Raw genomic sequence first — 15,220 nt, 5'->3', positions numbered from 1 at the left:
GCGGCTTCAAGTATAATAGGATTCTTCTAATTCGTTTTTGTTTTGAAACAAAGTTGTATTTTGTGTGTTGTGAAATATTACATCAAGATCGAAATAAAAACTTTCTACATAGAAGAAGTGATTCTTCTTTGTATTTCACTTGAGATTTAATGCTGGTTTATGTTTTTTTGTGTCACGCAATGCTGTCATATCAACGGGGAAAGTGATTTCCAATATGGCGCGATAGTATCAGGAGATATTTAAAAGGCTTTTAAAAATCTGTGCCTCATAAGCAGTGTAGCATCATTAAAGATGCATCTGTTTTACTTAGATTGAGACGGATCTGAAGATCGCAAAGACGCAGGTCAGGCAGATCGGATCGTGCGACTGGCTTATTGAAAAAGCAGGTGATGGACAGCCGATTACCAGAACTGCCGGTATGAAAATAAAAAAGCAGCCCATTGAGAGCTGCTTTACGCAACGGGCATTCAGGAATGCCCGAACGACTTCAATGCAATCTTCAAAGAACGCCAAGAACCTTGGACTTCTTCGCTTTCTTGGTTGGCGTGGCGCCTTTGGTTGGAGGATTTCCCAGAGCCGCGTTCGCTTTCAGCCGGCGATTTTCCGCATCGCCATCGACGACGGAGCCAGCGCCACCACCTTTCCAGAACAGCAGGGCATCGACATAGCCTTCGCCGGCCTTGCCCAGTTCACCCTGATCAGCCTGCTCGGCAGCGTCGTCCGCCTCGTTGATCAGCATTGTCTGACCCGAACTGTCCGGCCCGGACGTGCCATGTAGCGCGACATCAGGGGACAGCGTTTCCAGAGCTTCCATCCGCTGACTTTCGTCGCGGGTGTGATCAATGCCCGAGCCCGGCTTCACCAGCTCGGTTGAGGGCGGCATGGACAACGGCGCCCGGGTCGTCACCGTATATTCATCCGGCACATTGCGCTGAAGGCCGAAGGCGCGCGTGACATCGCTGCCTGCACACCCTGTCAGCAGGGCGCTTAGTCCAAGTCCAAGAGCTACATGTCGAAATCCGACGATTACTCGCATTCTGTTCTGCCTCACTTGTCCCCGGCGCTCCGCTCGACTGGCCGGCCATCACCCTGTTGAGAAGGATGCTGCCGTTCCCGATACAGACTGTCCACTATCAGACCTGCTACACTACACACAATCGCCGCATCAGCGATATTGAAGACATACCACGACCAGCCGAAAGCATGGGCATGGATAAAGTCGACAACAGCCCCATAACGCAGCCGGTCAAGCACATTGCCAACCGCGCCGCCAGTAATGGCTCCGGCCAGACCGGCAATCAGCAGACGGGGAGTCCGGGCAATCCACGTCAGCAAGCCCGCAACGATGGCGAGTGAAATGACGGAAAAAATGATTCTGCCCGCGGCCCCCGCGCCACCGAACATCCCAAAGGTAATGGCGTGATTCCAGACCATGGTGAAGTTCAGGCCGGGACAGATTGCGACAGAGCCTTTTTCAGGTAGCCGGAAGTCGAACAGAATCCAGTATTTGGATATCTGATCGACCAGAAAGACGATAGCGGCACAAAACAGACCGACCGCCAGCGAGCGATAATGGAGCCGCATTCTCTCAGTCGCCAGCCGCTGGCGCGCAGAACAGACCGTTTGCGACCACATCCGCACAGCGCACGCACAGCGTCGGATATGCCGCGTTCTGCCCTACTTCAGGCAGAATCTTCCAGCAACGGACGCATTTTTCACCTTCCGCCACGCTCACGACAGGGACACCACACGGAATACCCGCACCGTTTTCAGGCTGGGGCGCTGTCTCCGGGATAATGGAGAATTCAGCTTGCGAAACAATAGCGAGATCGGTCCAGTCTACACTGTCAAACAGAGAGATCTGGTCTTCATAGACCGGCAGCTCGACCGCCGCCTGTAGGGAAGAGCCGATCTGCCCTGACCGACGGGCGGTTTCGATCTCCGTGGTGATGATGCGGCGGACAGCACGCAGGGTTGTCCAGCGATCGCCGAGTTCCGGGTCGTTCCATTCTTCCGGAACGACAGGGAAGGATTCCAGATGCACGGATGAGTCTTTGCCAAAGCGGGCGGTCCATGCATCGTCAGCCGTGAAGACCAGCACAGGGGCCAGCCACGTGGCGAGGCACCGATGCAGCACATCCAGCACCGTGCGGGCCGCACGACGACGCAGACTGTCCTTGCCGTCGCAGTAGATGACATCCTTGCGGACGTCGAAATAGAAGGCGGAAAGGTCGGTGGTGCAGAAACCGTGCAGGGCAGGGTAGACGCCAACCCATTCATGCGTCTCGACGGCCTGACGCATCATACCGTCGAATTCGGTCAGGCGATGCAGCACCCATTTCTCAAGCTCGGGCAGTTCTTCATACGGAACAGCTTCCGCATCCGTGTAACCTTCCAGCGCGCCAAGCAGCCAGCGAAGAGTATTACGCAGGCGGCGATAGAGCTCACCCTGCTGCTTGAGGATTTCCTTGCCGATGCGAAGGTCTTCATTGGTGTCGGAATTCATCACCCACAGACGCAGGATATCAGCGCCGAGCGAATCGTTCACATCCTGCGGGGCGATAACGTTGCCCAGCGATTTCGACATCTTGCGGCCCTGCTCGTCGAGCACGAAGCCGTTGGTCACAAGCGTCCTGTAAGGGGCGACGCCTCGTGTGCCGACGCTCTCCAGTAGGGAGGACTGGAACCAGCCGCGATGCTGGTCGGAGCCTTCCAGATACAGGTCGGCTGGGAAACGCAGACCGGGCTGGTTCAGCACGAACGAATGGGTCGAACCGCTTTCAAACCAGACATCGACAACGTCGAAAACCTGCTCAAAGTCAGCGGCGTTATACTCGTTGCCGAGGAAGCGCGACGGGTCGCTGTCATACCAGGCGTCCGCACCCTCCTCGCGGAAGGCTGCCACGATACGTTCCATGACAGCGGCGTCACGCAGGACTTCGCCGGTCTGTCTGTTCACGAATACCGCGATGGGCACACCCCATGCACGCTGACGCGAAATGCACCAGTCCGGGCGATCTGCGACCATGGAGGTCAGACGGTTACGGGCCTGTGCCGGAACGAAAGTGACATCCCCAAGTGCACGAAGCGCTTTCTCGCGAATCCGGTTTTCGCCATCCATGCGGATGAACCACTGCGGCGTGGCGCGGTAGATGATCGGTTTCCGTGACCGCCATGAGTGCGGGTAGGAATGAACAAGTTCACCACGCGCGAGAAGACCGTTTGGCGCGATATCCTCTTCCACGGCCCTGGTCATGCTTTCGGAAAGCGCGGCGCAGACCGGATCAGCCGCCTTGAACACATGCGTGCCAGCAAACAGTGGCACGCGATCTACGTAACGACCATCGTCCGCAATCAGTTCAGGGATTTCGATCCCATTCGCCTTGCCGACTGCGAAGTCATCCTCTCCATGCGACGGCGCGATGTGCACCAGTCCCGTGCCAGCGTCGTCAGTGACATACTCGGCGGCCAGCAAAGGCACGTCGAAGTCATATCCCTGACCTCGCAGAGGATGCGATGCGATGCCTCCGTTCAGGGCGGAACCGGGCATGGTGTAGAGAATATGGTGCTCAAGGATGCCGCAATCCTTGCAGACCTGCTCGACAAGGCGCTCGGCGACCAGCAGCTTCATACCGGGCGCGATGGCCGCATCAGCCGCAGTCTCGTCGGCTCGAAGCACGACGTAGGTGATTTCCGGGTTATAGGCGATGGCGCGGTTGGCCGGAATTGTCCACGGGGTGGTCGTCCAGATGACGGCGGACACATCGCGGAGCGCCTCAGCCGAAGTCGGGTCCGTGATGATCGGGAAGGCGACGTAGATCGTCGTGGACTTGTGATCGTGATATTCGATCTCGGCTTCCGCCAATGCCGTCTTTTCGACCGGGCTCCACATGACCGGGCGCAGGCCGCGATACAGAGCGCCGTTCAGCAGGAACTTGCCGATTTCCCCAACGATGGCGGACTCTGAGCTGTAGTCCATTGTGGAATAGCGGTGGTTCCATTCGCCCTGCACGCCGAGCCGCTGGAATTCGCCCATCTGCACGTCGAGCCATTTCGCGGCCCACGCACGGCATTCGCCACGGAACTGGAGGACAGGAATGGAATCCTTGTCGCGTTTCGCCTTGCGGTATTCCTCTTCAACCTTCCACTCGATGGGAAGGCCATGACAGTCCCAGCCGGGAACATAATGGACGGCAAAGCCTGTCATGCGGTGGCTGCGGTTAATCACGTCCTTGAGGATCTTGTTCAGGGCGTGGCCGATATGCAGGTTGCCATTGGCGTAGGGAGGGCCATCATGCAGCACGAACAGCGGCCGGCCTTCGCTCTGGGCGAGAATTTTGCCGTCGAGATCCAGTTCCTGCCATCGGGCGAGCAGTTCCGGCTCCCTTTTCGGCAGATTGCCGCGCATGGGAAACGAGGTCTTCGGTAGGAAAACGGTATCGCGAAAACCGTCTGCCTCAGCGTTGCTCGTGTTCGTCTTGTCCGATCCGGTCATCGTTCCCGCTTGGTCATTCGCTAAAATTCATGATGGACTTACGTCCTGTCCCGGTAAGGGGCAGGACGTTATGAAGAGGACCAACCGGCCCGGTCAAGTTTGTGGTCCAATGCGGCGTCGCCAACGCCACGTTTATGGCGGTTCAGTCTTCCACGCCGACCATCACATCGGACGCCTTGATCACGGCGTAGGCAGGCTTGCCGACTGTCAGGTCCAGATCGGCCACGGCTTCATTGGTAATGGCGGCCATGACCGTTGTCCCACCGATGTCGATGCTGACGTGAGACGTGGTGGCGCCTTTGGCAATGGCCGTCACCGTGCCGCGGATCTGGTTGCGTGCGCTGAGTTTCATGGTGGTGTCCTTCATGTCATCAGGCGCAGCAGAATAGCGACTGCGTCCGGAGTGTTCCACAGAAGAGGGCCTGCGTGACGGCAGACCAGCTCTGCCTGTGCGTTGAGAAAAAGGGTCAGCGGCAGGCTGCTTTCCTCAAGGCTGGCCGGTATGGCCCGCCTCTGATCATAGTAGGAAGAAAAATCCTCCATATGCAGTTTTTTGAGAAAAGGCAGGACGACTTCGGGGCCTCGGTGATCGACCGAAACAGGGACCACGGCCATGCCGCCTGCCGTCAGTGAAGGCATGATTCGGGCGAGGGCAGGGAGTTCGCTGATGCATGGGCCGCACCATGTCGCCCACAGATGCACGATCGTCGGCCTGCCTCGGAAATCTTCCAGAGAGTGCTCAGCACCATCCCTGTCTGTGATGGTCTGTCCTGTCAGAGGCTGGGGAGATTCTTTTGTCAGCGTTGACAGCGAAAGCGGAGTATCCGTGATACCTTGTGCACGAAGAGGTTTGCGCGGCGTCATGCCTGCGACTAGGGTGCCGGCCAGCATGAGAATGGAACGCCGCTGCAGTTTCAGTTTCGCGGACGAGACGCGGGGGCGAAAGTGATGTTGAGGCATTTGATGAGTGTGGACGAGCAGAACGCAGTGAGCAAGCCGACAGAAAGCCCGACAGAAAATAGCGCAAATGTGCAGTGGGGCGGCCGGTTCGCTGGTGGCCCGTCCGCGATCATGCGCGAGATCAACGCATCCATCGGTTTCGACAAGGTCATGTGGCGGCAGGATATCGCCGGATCGCTGGCTCATGCCGCCATGCTGAAGAAGGTCGGCATCATCAGTGCTGACGATGAAGCCGCCATCAAACGCGGCCTGACCGAAATCGGCGCGGAGATCGAAGCTGGATCGTTCCCGTTCGATGAGGCGCTCGAAGACATCCATATGAATATCGAGGCGCGTCTGAGCGACCGGATCGGCGAGGCGGGCAAGCGCCTGCACACCGGTCGGTCCCGTAACGATCAGGTGGCGACGGATTTCCGCCTCTGGGTGCGCGACGCCATCGACGGGATCAGCGGGCAGGTCGAAGCGCTGATGCGCTCACTCGCCACGCGTGCTCTGGAATATGCCGACACGGCGATGCCCGGTTTCACACATCTCCAGACCGCCCAGCCGGTCACGTTCGGTCATCACCTGCTGGCCTATGTCGAGATGCTGTCGCGTGATCGCGGTCGTCTGGCGGATGCCCGCAAGCGTCTGAACGAGTGCCCGCTCGGGTCAGCCGCTCTCGCCGGAACGTCTTTCCCCATTGACCGCAAGATGACGGCGGCTGCGCTCGGGTTTGACCGTCCGACCGCCAATTCGCTCGATTCCGTGTCGGACCGTGACTTCGCGCTCGAATATCTCTCCGCACTCTCGATCATGGCGATGCACCTGTCCCGTTTTGCCGAAGAGATTGTCATCTGGTGTTCGTCACCGTTCAGCTTCATCCGCCTGACGGACGCCTTCACCACCGGCTCCTCCATCATGCCGCAGAAGCGCAACCCGGACGCCGCTGAGCTGGCGCGCGCCAAGGTCGGTCGCGTGCTGGGCTCGATGGTGAGCCTGCTGACAGTGATGAAGGGCCTGCCGCTCGCCTATGCCAAGGACATGCAGGAGGACAAGGTTCCTGTGTTTGAGGCGACGGAAGCGATGGCGCTTACGCTTGCTGCGTGTGACGGCATGGTGCGTGATCTGACTGCGAATGTTGACCAGATGCGCAAATATGCCGGTTCCGGGTTCTCGACCGCTACGGATCTTGCAGACTGGCTTGTTCGTGTTCTCAAGGTGCCGTTCCGCACGGCTCATCATGTCACCGGTCAGTTGGTGGCTATGGCGGAAAAGAAGGGTGTCGATCTGTCTGATCTGAGCCTTGCGGAAATGCAGTCCGTTGAGCCGGGTATTACACAGGATATTTATTCCGTTCTGACCGTGGAGGCGTCGATTGCCTCGCGTGTGAGTGAAGGCGGGACGGCGGGAACTAATGTGCGTCGGGAAGCCGAGGCCTGGCTTGAGCGGCTTGGAAAGGAGCAGAGCAATTGATGACCCGGCGATTTACAGCGCTGTTGGCGCTCGTCTGCATCACGCTGCCTCTCGCGGGGTGCGGTAAAAAAGGCACGCCTCATCCTCCAGGGCCTGCTAGTGAGATTATTTATCCTCGCAGTTATCCTGCGCCGGATTGAAATTCGTTTTGATCTGTCTGCAAGATCTAACAAAATAATATTTTGAAGACGATTTTACAGAGGTAAGATTAATGGAGAAATTGGATGTTATTCCACCTGAGCCAAGTAATTATTTGGTTCAATTGACTTCCGTTCGTGGAATTGCCTGCTTGTTTGTTTTGATAGGGCATGCTGTTCAGGTTTTTCATTATAAGAAAGAGAATATACCTACTGGGTGGTGGATTTTTTCTTCTCTTTTTAATGCTGAAGCCGCTGTCCTTGTGTTTTTTGTCCTGAGTGGCTGCGTTTTGTCATTGGCCTTGAGAAAGATGGATAAACCATCCTGGCGGTTTATTGGAGCGTTCTACGTTCAGCGTGCATTTCGCATATATCCATTGCTCTGGTTTTCTGTAGGGTTATCTTTGCTATGTCTGTGGTCTGTTCGACAGACCATTTCTTATGCGTCTGTTGTTGACTGGCTTGCCAGAAATTTATCAACGCCAATCGATATTCATCGCGTGTTTCTCGCCCTTATGGGCGTTTTTACACGGTACAATGGTCCCATGTGGTCATTGCGTGTGGAATTATTATTTTCCGTTATTTATCCATTTATGCTGATTGTTTTGAGAAAACAAAGATATAGATCAGTCCTGTTGATTGTATGTTTTTTAATCGCCTTGTTTCCTTTCCCTGATGGTCTGGGGCCGCAGTTTGCTCTTGCTTTTTGTCTGGGAACGCTCATTACAATTTTCCCCGCTCCTAAAAAGCACTATCCGTGGGTAACTGTGGGGTGTTTTATAATGTTAATGTGCGATCGGTTCGTCTTTAGTAATATGCATTTTAGAGAAAATGTATTTGATATTTTTGAAACGATATTTTCTTTTTTTCTTATACGCAATATTTACTTCTTTGGAAAGGATATGAAATTTTTAAATTCAAGATTTTTGGTGAATATGGGGGAATTATCTTATAGTATTTATCTTCTCCATCTTCAGCTTATGCTGGTTTTGTTTTCCGTTTTTATGAAGGTTTGGGGCGAAAAAGGTCTTCTCGAAAGCCCTGTATCAACGCAAATTCTGCTCGTATTGAGCACTTTTTTGATGACCCTGATTTTGTCGTGTTTTACCTATCGGGTTATAGAGCTCCCATTGCACTCTCTGGGACGTACTATTGCCAGAACGATGCGAAGCAGTGGCTAGGTTTCTGTTTGTTGAGTACATTCATTAGAAGGAAGCTACTGTGAGTGGTGCCATAATGCAGGGGATACCCCCACGCGGAAATTCCTTTATGACGGGTTTGCGTCCGAAAAGCTCCTCTCGAATGAATTTTGGTTCCTGGCTCGTTGTTTTGTCAGTAGCCTTTAATATTATTCTATGTTTTATTAATACACGTGGTTGGATATACGTTAACGCATCTTTGGTTGCTGTAGTAGAGCTAGCCATTATGTTGGCTGGATTTATAGTTATCCGGCACGATATCAGTCGTAAAGTCGCTGTAATAGGAGCTTTGTCAATTGCTTATATGGTCGGCGCAAAGCTCATAAATCCAAGTTTAAGCCTGAAGATCATTCATGATTTTGCTATTGCCTGTATATTCTGGCAGATTGGATACAAGACAAACATTTTTCAGGTTAATAAATGTTTGCATACTATAATTTCCATTACAATCGTGTTTGCTATTTTTGAGTTTTTGGCACCTATTCAGTTTGGTGATGTTTTCAATGTTTGGCAGTATTATGTCCAGAAGGGCGCTCTTTCTTCTGATACTGTAAACTATAGTGGAACCAATCTTTATCTGTCTGGAAATAGGGGAAGCGCCAGTCGATTGTATTTCCCGCAAATTTTTGGTGGACACAGAATTTCTTCAGTTTTTCTTGAGCCTGATTCCGTTGGTAATCTTGCAGCAATTCTTTTTGGCTGGTGTCTTGCGACCTATAAAAATTCTCCGGGTAATCGAAACATTGGTTTGTTTCTAATTGTCGCCTTACTGATCGTTCTTTCAGATTCCCGTTTTGCAACAGGTTGCTGCCTGGTGATGCTGATATTGCGCGTTACGCCTTTTGCTCAATCAGCTCTCATTGCTTTTCTAATTCCCGTCTGTGTAATGGTCTTATTGACGGTCGTTGGTTCTATGAATGAAATAAGCGGCTGGCTCCCCAGTATCACGAGTGACGATTTTTCTGGAAGGCTGCTTTTTTCCGGACGAGTTCTGGATTACTGGGATGTTTCGCACTGGATGGCGCTTGCTGTTTCTCCAGTTTATACGGCTGATACGGGTTATGCTTATATCTCTAATAATCTGGGAATAATTTTTGCCTTGGTGTATTTGATTTCTTTTTCATTTACGTCCATGCCAAATCGTGTTGCAGGTATTATGAGGATGTGTGTCTCAGTATATTTTGCGACTTCTTTATGCGTCGGAGCTTCTGTCTTTACCATCAAAACGGCTTCACTTTTATGGTTTCTTTATGGTGCAAGCTTTAAACTGTCATCTTCAGAAAAAAATTCTTGAACCAATAGCCCTGAGGTGTCCTCAGCCTGTTGGATCTTATGGAAACGAATTCCTGCCAGTTCGTGCTTCTAATATTCACCAAAGTCAGTGCTATATATCTGTGCTTGTCCTGTGCAACGAATGATGATCGCGATCACGCCGTCGTAGAAGTAAGTGGCCCGGCCATTATAATGACAGTTTCGAACCGCATGTTGCATTCGCTGCCAGAGCAATGAAATCCGGTTTTATGATTTCATTGGCTATGCGCAGAACTGGAAAACCTACATACAGAAGGTCAGCCACCATAGTTTCCAAGTGTGGCTAATTACAGAAAGCTTACTGATATTTCTGGAAAAGAACCGGCCGATGGTAGCGGTGGACGGATTTGAACCGCCGACCAAGGGATTATGATTCCCCTGCTCTACCGCTGAGCTACACCGCCATCGCGCCGGTGAGCGCTGAAATATCCAGATGTGACGGCGGCGTCAACCCATATCAGGCTTCATAACGTCATATCTTCCGGTTTCTGGCCAATTCTGAATGAGACAGGCCGTAAAAACGGTAAATGACTGCACCTGAAGCGAAATATATGCCCAGCAGAATCGCTGGCAGTCGATTGCCCGAGAGAATGCCGCTGGTCAGTTCGACCAGAAGAGGCAGCATCATCACGCCAGCAAACAAGATGCCCAATAGGGGAGTAAGGCCCAGCCAGAGGCGGCCTATCCGTATAGCCCCGAGAGGAACGCGATAAGGACGTTCCGCTTCAGGGCGGACTGAACGGTCCCTGATGACAGTCAGATTGACGACGCCAAATGCTGCTGCCGTGCCGATGCTCACGAGATCACTGATGATGTCGATTGGGAGTGTCGCTGTAGCCAGTGCCACCAGCAGGCCCAGAAGCAGAGAGCCTGCGACCGGGGTGTGAAAACGCGGATGTAGGCGGTTGAAGATGGGCGGCAGAAGGCCGTCCTGAGCCATGGTGAAAAAGATCCGGCTCTGACCGTAGAGCAGACCGAACAGAACCGAACACAGCCCAATCACTCCAGCAAGCTTCACCAGCACCGCCAGGGACGGCGACCCGATTGCATCCGCAGCCAGAGCCAGCGGGTCAGACACATCCAGCTGACGCCAAGGAACGACACCCGTCAGGACTAACGCTACGCAGAGATAGATCAGCGTGCAGATCAGGAGCGATCCAATGATACCGATGGGGATATCGCGTCGGGGGGAGCGGGCTTCTGTCGAAGCAGTCGAGACAGCCTCAAAACCGACATAGGCAAAAAAGACGACGGAAGCAGCCCGAAAGACACCTCCGATGCCGTAGCGGAAGACGCCTTCTGAAGCGGGCAGGAAAGGGCGCCAGTAGTCCGGATGAATCGCCGTCAGTCCGACCGAAACAAAGATCAGCAGGGTCATGGTCTTGAGCAGAACGATGGCTGTATTGATGGTGATGGATTCTGTCACACCACGCATCAACATGGCGGTTACGATCAGCACGGACATGGTGGCCGGCAGATCGATGCGCCATCCGGCTGACAGCACTGTTCCGTTAGCCGTCATGGACGCAGTGACCATCGAAGCGTGCAGGACATCAGGAATGATAATGCCCAAATCATGCAGAAAGCTGACAGCATATCCGGAAAAACCGGAGGCAACGCCCGCACAGGAAATGCCATATTCGAGCAGGAGCAGCCATCCGACCCACCAGGCAGCCCGTTCGCCCAGCGACACATAGGCATAGGTGTAGGCTGACCCCGAAACCGGAATGGAAGAAGCGAGTTCTGCGTAGGAAAAGGCTGTGAACAGGCAGGCAAAACCTGCAATGACAAAAGAGAGAACGACGGCGGGACCGGCATAATTGGCTGCCGCCGTCCCTGCCATCACATAAATGCCCGCACCAACAGTGGAACCAACGCCCAGCATGGTCAGATGAAAAGGGCCCATGGTGCGACGCAGGCCAGATGTTTCACTGGCCTGCACGGCCTGTTCGACCGTTTTGCGTCGTGGTTCTGTCATGTTCCGGACGATCTGCTGCTCTGTCTGAAAAATACTGCTTGCGGGCGAGCAGTCACTATGGCCCCGCAAGCTCCCACGACAGAAAATCGGTCATGGGAGTGAAGAGTCCGAACTGTTCGTTACAGAATGCCGCCCAGATAGACGAGCGATCCTAGACCAAGCAGGATGCAGTAATAGGCAAAAGGAGCCAGAGCCCATTTTTCATGCTGGCTGAAGTAACGCATCAGAATGGCGGTGCAGATCAGGGCAGTGACACCAGCGACACAGGCCGCAATCGCACCCTGATGGATCTGCTCATGCGTCACGGGAACGTGGCGCATTTTCAGAATCTGGTGAGCCGTAGCCGCCAGAATGATCGGCTCCGCCATCAGAAACGAAAAGCGGGCGGCGACATCATGATGCAGTCCACGCAGCAGGCCGCCAGCGATGGTCGCGCCGGAACGGGACATGCCCGGAAAAAGGGCGAGACACTGGAACAGGCCAATAAACAGGGCGTCCCGTGCTGTCAGGCTGGCGATCGGTCGGCCGGCCTCGGGCTCTTCTCCCCGTTGCGGGGAAATCCGCGAGCGTAGTCTCTCCACGATCAGAAGCATCACACCGTTCGCAACAAGCAGTCCCGCAACCGGCAGGGGAGAACCGAACAGACGACGGAAAAGATGTTCGAACAGGCCGCCGCAGAGAACAGCCGGGACAGTCGCAATCGCCAGCAGGAAGAGGATACGGAAACTCTCCAGTCGATACCGTCTGCCATGCAGTCCGAGGGCGCCACCAATAATGGCGGCCCAGTCGCGCCAGAAAAACACGAACAGGGCTACAGACGTCCCGAGATGAAGCATCACGAGAAAAGGCAGAAAGGTCGGATCACTTTCGTCGAAAGGCCAGTGCAGCAGGGCAGGCAGCAGCACCGCGTGACCCAGACTGCTGACCGGGAAGAGCTCGGTTGCCCCCTGAAGAATTGCAATGATGAGGGCCTGCAGCAATGACATAGATTGAACCCGTTCCTGAAAGACCTGACGACTCAGGCGTGATGCGCGGATGAATCGTCTGAATATTTACGGTAAAATTACCGCGCCTTATCGGGCAGGGATACTGTGTTTATGATCGTTTTGGTATCAATGCGTTATTCTTTTTTCCCGCCGGCTTGACCGTGTGGGGTTGCGAAGCCTTATTGAAGCATGATGGGCGTTCAGAAATGCTCGATAAAAGGACGCAGGAATGGCTCGTAACCGACAGACAGGAACCACCGTTTTCAGTTTTGGCGTTCTGGCTGCCGCTATAGGGTTTGCTGTCTACGCTCACGGAACGCAGACCAGCTTTGGCGTTTCCCGTTACCCGCTCTCCGCGAGCTTTGTATCCGCAAACGGCCTGAACTCCGGAGCGGCGGTCGATATTGCGGGAGTGTCTGTCGGACGCGTCTCCGATGTGCATCTGGATTCCCAAACGCAGCTGGCTGTCGTCAGGTTTGAAGTCAATGATACGCTGCATTTCCCTGTGGACAGCGTTCTGAGCGTCGGTTCGACAACCATGTCAGGCGATAACGCCCTGATGATCGAGCCCGGAAAGTCCAGCCAGCTGACAAAGGCCGGGGATGTTCTCACCAATACCCGCGAGCCTTTAAGCCTCGAACAGCAGGTAAGTAACTATATTTTCGGAAATGGCGGTCTGCCCGTAAACTGATCTGATCCGACTTGCGTAACGACAGTCAGTCGTTCAGCGGATAGGAGCGCAGCAGCCGGCGCTGTTCGAACCAGAGACGAAATCCCGCCGGTAGAGGTGTGGATTTCCAGCCGCGCTTGCGATTTTCAGCTCCGATTCGGAACGCCTCGCCATAATGATGGAATTGCGCAGCATAGGCTTCCCGCAGGGTCGTGCGGGCATCCCATATGTGGGTCGCTTCCGACCCTACACCATTGATTTCGATGATCTCGAAATCCTCGCCGCGTCGAAAGGCGTCCGGCGAACGGAACTTTACGTCCACACGGCCGAAATGGAATTCCGGAATATCCTGCATGATGCGATCAAGAACCGCTGTCAGCTCAGGTGTAATGTCGGCCGCGCCATTCCGGAAAACCGAACCTTTGCAATGATTACCCGTAAAGACCAGCGGCAAACCTTCGCCTGCGGCGGGCACATCGTTCAGACGGTCGGCCAGGCGAGGGCGGTAGATGTGCGGCAGCAACTTCGTCCGGGGGTCGCGATCCAGCAGTTCGGCGACGGTCGATTCTCCGTCACCCAGCAGAACAGGCACATCCTTGTAGGTGATGGACGTAATCCGCCCCTGCTTTTCTCCGGCGTGGCGAATGTAGAAAAGCCCCGCCTCATGCTCCCAGCGAATCAGGCGCTGGAGTACAAGCCGGACACCTCGCGGGTATTCCTGCAGAATCTGTTCCAGATCGGCTTGCGTGCGGGCGAGTTTTACGCCTGTGCCATTGCAGCCCACATCCGGTTTGACGACGACAGGGCAGGCGATGCCGACAGCTTTCATGGCGGCTTCAGCGCGTCTCAGATCGTCACGATCGGTATCCAGAATCGCGTAAGGAGCGATGAAGCCTTTTGCAAACGGACCAGCCATGTCGAGGATTGAGCTTTTGCTCTCGCCACAGAGGCCACCGGTGGAAATCAGCGGGTTGGCCGCTGTGGGCATGCCCATGTCACGGTAGCGCACGCCCAGAGCGAGCCAGTAGGCGACGATCGGCGTGTAGAACAGCCAGCCCGGCCAGAATTCGAAAAAGCTGACGGGTTCTGCGTTCTCGATATGCCGTCCACGCAGATGCGCGACCACAGTGCCGATGAAAGACCGTTTCCTGTTTTCAGGGGCGGAGGGAATGAAAGGCGCAGCCTGATGTTTCGCTCCTGAACCGGACGGGCCACGGAGAGAAGAAGGGATGGTGGGCGAAGTCGGTTCCGACGTGCTGCCTGAGTCTGCAGATGTGTCCATGGCAAGGTCAGAAAGACCCGTTCCGTCCAAGTGATCCATTTCGCCCTAACCTCGTGCAGATGGCGATTGCATGCGGGCGACATGACGTCCGACAAGAACGATAGCCAAGATAAACCCTGCCACACCAACCCAGCGCCAGGCGCCAAGTTCATCCAGCAGGATCTGACCCATTTTCAGCGACAGTGCAAATAGTGCGGTTGTCCACAGAAGGGTGGCCAGAGCCGTCGCAAGGATGAAAACCCTGAAACCGGCATGGAAAAAGCCCGTCGCCGTATAAATCGGAAGGCGGGTGCCGGGAATGAAGCGGGACACGAAAATGACTCGGAAAAGAGCTGCGCCATGCCACCATTTTACGCCTGAAGCATTTTCCGTTCCGGCTGTGGAAGGCGCCCAGCGCCGGGCAGGCGGCCAGAAGGCGGCCAGACGTCCCAGCCCATATAATCCGGCGTCTCCCGTGACGATCCCGACATAGAGAGAGAACAGGGCGAGGGGGAGCGTGACCGCCCCATCTCCGACAGCAATCGCGGTCAGAATGGTCGCGCCATCTTCAAGAATGAATGTGCCGATTATGATCGTCACGGCCTGCCACAGGGGAGTGTGCGCGGCAGTGGTGAGGCCGGTTGTCAGCATGCTGGACAGATCGAAGGACATCGCGCGTTCTTTACACGAGCCGGAACTGAACTCCAGTTTCCAAAAATGCACAGGGGGCAGCTAATCCGGTTCTGCTGCAAAAAAATTGGTTAAAAA

The 15,220-nt window shown here is 54.6% G+C and carries 13 protein-coding genes and 1 tRNA gene; 4 read left to right on the top strand and 10 right to left on the bottom strand.

The genetic code is table 11. The features are described 5' to 3' along the window. Positions 1-499: 499 nt before the first annotated feature. From GVI59_RS01400 to GVI59_RS01380, 5 genes are all read right to left on the bottom strand, one after another. Positions 500-1,036 carry a DUF3035 domain-containing protein gene (locus GVI59_RS01400; RefSeq protein ID WP_173572504.1) on the bottom strand — a complete coding sequence of 179 codons (537 nt, stop codon included), beginning with the start codon at positions 1,034-1,036 and terminating at the stop codon, positions 500-502. An 11-nt stretch (positions 1,037-1,047) separates the two neighbouring features. Continuing rightward, complete coding sequence (lspA, locus tag GVI59_RS01395) at positions 1,048-1,584, bottom strand: signal peptidase II (protein ID WP_173572503.1); 537 nt, start codon at positions 1,582-1,584, stop codon at positions 1,048-1,050. Between the two features lie 4 nt (positions 1,585-1,588). After that, positions 1,589-4,495, bottom strand: coding sequence for an isoleucine--tRNA ligase (gene ileS, locus GVI59_RS01390; protein WP_173572502.1), 2,907 nt, complete (start codon positions 4,493-4,495; stop codon positions 1,589-1,591). A 142-nt stretch (positions 4,496-4,637) separates the two neighbouring features. Next, positions 4,638-4,847 (bottom strand): TOBE domain-containing protein, encoded by a 210-nt coding sequence (locus GVI59_RS01385; protein ID WP_173572501.1) that lies wholly within the window; start codon positions 4,845-4,847, stop codon positions 4,638-4,640. 11 nt (positions 4,848-4,858) lie between these two features. Further along, complete coding sequence (locus GVI59_RS01380; RefSeq protein ID WP_242012863.1) at positions 4,859-5,386, bottom strand: TlpA family protein disulfide reductase; 528 nt, start codon at positions 5,384-5,386, stop codon at positions 4,859-4,861. A gap of 72 nt (positions 5,387-5,458) precedes the next feature. On the opposite strand from GVI59_RS01380, the gene argH reads away from it, so the two are divergent. The 3 genes from argH (at position 5,459) to GVI59_RS01365 (ending at position 9,540) form a co-directional block, all read left to right on the top strand. Continuing rightward, positions 5,459-6,910 carry an argininosuccinate lyase gene (argH, locus tag GVI59_RS01375; protein WP_173572499.1) on the top strand — a complete coding sequence of 484 codons (1,452 nt, stop codon included), beginning with the start codon at positions 5,459-5,461 and terminating at the stop codon, positions 6,908-6,910. Between the two features lie 211 nt (positions 6,911-7,121). Beyond that, positions 7,122-8,228, top strand: a complete 1,107-nt coding sequence (locus GVI59_RS01370) for an acyltransferase family protein (protein ID WP_173572498.1) — start codon at positions 7,122-7,124, stop codon at positions 8,226-8,228. Positions 8,229-8,268: 40 nt separating this feature from the next. Beyond that, a complete protein-coding gene (locus GVI59_RS01365; RefSeq protein WP_338422045.1) occupies positions 8,269-9,540 on the top strand; it encodes a polysaccharide polymerase in 1,272 nt (423 codons plus the stop codon). Between the two features lie 346 nt (positions 9,541-9,886). Here GVI59_RS01365 and GVI59_RS01360 read toward each other — a convergent pair. From GVI59_RS01360 to GVI59_RS01350, 3 genes are all read right to left on the bottom strand, one after another. Next, a tRNA-Met gene (locus tag GVI59_RS01360) sits at positions 9,887-9,961 on the bottom strand. A 68-nt stretch (positions 9,962-10,029) separates the two neighbouring features. Beyond that, positions 10,030-11,535 carry an amino acid permease gene (locus GVI59_RS01355; RefSeq protein ID WP_173572497.1) on the bottom strand — a complete coding sequence of 502 codons (1,506 nt, stop codon included), beginning with the start codon at positions 11,533-11,535 and terminating at the stop codon, positions 10,030-10,032. A 119-nt stretch (positions 11,536-11,654) separates the two neighbouring features. Continuing rightward, complete coding sequence (locus GVI59_RS01350; RefSeq protein WP_173572496.1) at positions 11,655-12,521, bottom strand: undecaprenyl-diphosphate phosphatase; 867 nt, start codon at positions 12,519-12,521, stop codon at positions 11,655-11,657. 229 nt (positions 12,522-12,750) lie between these two features. On the opposite strand from GVI59_RS01350, the gene GVI59_RS01345 reads away from it, so the two are divergent. Beyond that, positions 12,751-13,212, top strand: a complete 462-nt coding sequence (locus GVI59_RS01345; RefSeq protein WP_173572495.1) for an MlaD family protein — start codon at positions 12,751-12,753, stop codon at positions 13,210-13,212. Between the two features lie 25 nt (positions 13,213-13,237). Here the strand turns inward: GVI59_RS01345 and GVI59_RS01340 are convergent, their stop codons facing one another. Then, positions 13,238-14,473, bottom strand: coding sequence for an ATP-grasp domain-containing protein (locus GVI59_RS01340; RefSeq protein WP_242012862.1), 1,236 nt, complete (start codon positions 14,471-14,473; stop codon positions 13,238-13,240). A 45-nt stretch (positions 14,474-14,518) separates the two neighbouring features. After that, positions 14,519-15,103 (bottom strand): DedA family protein, encoded by a 585-nt coding sequence (locus GVI59_RS01335; RefSeq protein WP_173572731.1) that lies wholly within the window; start codon positions 15,101-15,103, stop codon positions 14,519-14,521. Between the last annotated feature and the right edge of the window lie 117 nt (positions 15,104-15,220).

Origin of the sequence: Acetobacter sicerae, assembly GCF_011516765.1 — a bacterium.
Lineage (GTDB): Bacteria > Pseudomonadota > Alphaproteobacteria > Acetobacterales > Acetobacteraceae > Acetobacter > Acetobacter sicerae.
Note: the sequence above shows the minus strand (reverse complement) of the source record. Positions and strands in the feature narration are given on the sequence as shown.

Coding starts and splice junctions, on each gene's coding strand:
- GVI59_RS01335 (WP_173572731.1), bottom strand. CDS start 15,103: ATGCTGACAACCGGCCTCACCACTGCCGCGCACACTCCCCTGTGGCAG.
- GVI59_RS01385 (WP_173572501.1), bottom strand. CDS start 4,847: ATGAAACTCAGCGCACGCAACCAGATCCGCGGCACGGTGACGGCCATT.
- GVI59_RS01400 (WP_173572504.1), bottom strand. CDS start 1,036: ATGCGAGTAATCGTCGGATTTCGACATGTAGCTCTTGGACTTGGACTA.
- GVI59_RS01370 (WP_173572498.1), top strand. CDS start 7,122: ATGGAGAAATTGGATGTTATTCCACCTGAGCCAAGTAATTATTTGGTT.
- GVI59_RS01380 (WP_242012863.1), bottom strand. CDS start 5,386: ATGCTGGCCGGCACCCTAGTCGCAGGCATGACGCCGCGCAAACCTCTT.
- lspA (WP_173572503.1), bottom strand. CDS start 1,584: ATGCGGCTCCATTATCGCTCGCTGGCGGTCGGTCTGTTTTGTGCCGCT.
- GVI59_RS01355 (WP_173572497.1), bottom strand. CDS start 11,535: ATGACAGAACCACGACGCAAAACGGTCGAACAGGCCGTGCAGGCCAGT.
- GVI59_RS01345 (WP_173572495.1), top strand. CDS start 12,751: ATGGCTCGTAACCGACAGACAGGAACCACCGTTTTCAGTTTTGGCGTT.
- argH (WP_173572499.1), top strand. CDS start 5,459: ATGAGTGTGGACGAGCAGAACGCAGTGAGCAAGCCGACAGAAAGCCCG.
- ileS (WP_173572502.1), bottom strand. CDS start 4,495: ATGACCGGATCGGACAAGACGAACACGAGCAACGCTGAGGCAGACGGT.
- GVI59_RS01350 (WP_173572496.1), bottom strand. CDS start 12,521: ATGTCATTGCTGCAGGCCCTCATCATTGCAATTCTTCAGGGGGCAACC.
- GVI59_RS01340 (WP_242012862.1), bottom strand. CDS start 14,473: ATGGACACATCTGCAGACTCAGGCAGCACGTCGGAACCGACTTCGCCC.